Annotated in this window: 1 pseudogene; it reads left to right on the top strand. The window is 43.4% G+C overall.

Features of this window, described 5'->3' with window-relative positions:
• Positions 1 to 528: 528 nt before the first annotated feature.
• Positions 529 to 1,319: pseudogene (locus A3735_RS05010) on the top strand (PEP-CTERM system histidine kinase PrsK); the annotation flags it as partial.

Genomic DNA, 1,319 nt, shown 5'->3' with positions numbered 1-1,319 from the left:
CATCAAATACCCTTTTATGAATTTTGCCCAATCACAACCTCATTACCGCCTATTGCCCTGGGATACGGACAATATTCACTCAGAACACAAACCACACCGCTAAGTGCTGGAGTTCCAGCACAGGCTAATCTCTCGTCGGCTAAAAACCATATCAAAGGTTAGCACGCCAACTTAGAAGAAAATATCATTAAAAAATGCTTGTTTTTTGAGCGATCTGACTAATACTTTGAGTGTCTGATAAGCGAAGTGCAATTATCAGCAATGAAAGACTTTCATGGATACTACTCGCACTATTTACCGGATTCGTATCCCAGCGAATCCGGTTTTTTTGCTTGACCTGAATTAAGAACATACTTCTCTTAGGTAATCTCAAATCCAAGCGATTTAATCAATAACTCTGCTCATGACTCTGCTACACTAAAACTAACAGACTGAATCTTTGTTCATTTATCAATTCTATCAAGTACTATCAGGTTCAGATTTTCAAAACACTCCAATATAAGTACGTTCAGGCACACTACCGGCTCAATGAATATTTCATTCTTAACTATTTCAAATAGTATTGGACTCCTGGCCTTCCTGCTACTCGCAGTATTTATCGCTAGCAAGTATTTACGCAGATCCGTTGATCGTTCCTTACTACTTGCTGCGCTAGCAAGCAGTTTATGGATGGGCGCATTGGTCGCACAAGGCTTAGGCTTTGATGTGCCATTCTATCTACGATACACCTTTGAACTCATTCGCAATGCAGCCTGGTTTGACGTTCTCTACGCGCTCTTGGGGATTAGCTTCATTCCTAACCAACAACAAGGCAGAGACCGCTTTTATCTCAGTTCGGCCATTCTCGCTCTGCTCGCTGCTATGGTCTTTATTACCTTGGCCCAAGGTATCTCAGGCTCACAATGGGTGTCCAGCTATTCGATTCTGTTGTTTCAGGTATCACTTTCTATCGTCGCACTTTTACTTTTAGAACAAGTATGGCGTAGCGCGAATATGTATAGCCGTTCCGGAATCAAATACCTAACCATCGCGATTGGCACCCTGTTCTGCTACGACTTCTTTATGTATTCAGATGCACTCTTGTTTCGCGAGTTATCCGCCCCACTATGGGAAACGCGCGGCGCAATTAATGCCCTGGCCGCTCCTTTTATCGCGTTGACTTTAATGAACAACCAAAAACAAGTCATCGGAATGCACGTCTCACGTCAAATGGCTTTCCATTCGACAACACTGGTGGTCGCCGGAATCTACCTTATCTTAATTTCTGCCGGTGGCTACTATATCAGTGTATTTGGTGGCACGTGGGGTGAAGCTCTACG

The sequence above is a fragment of the Oleiphilus sp. HI0061 genome (assembly GCF_001635675.1).
This window is presented reverse-complemented; position numbering and strand designations above follow the sequence as displayed.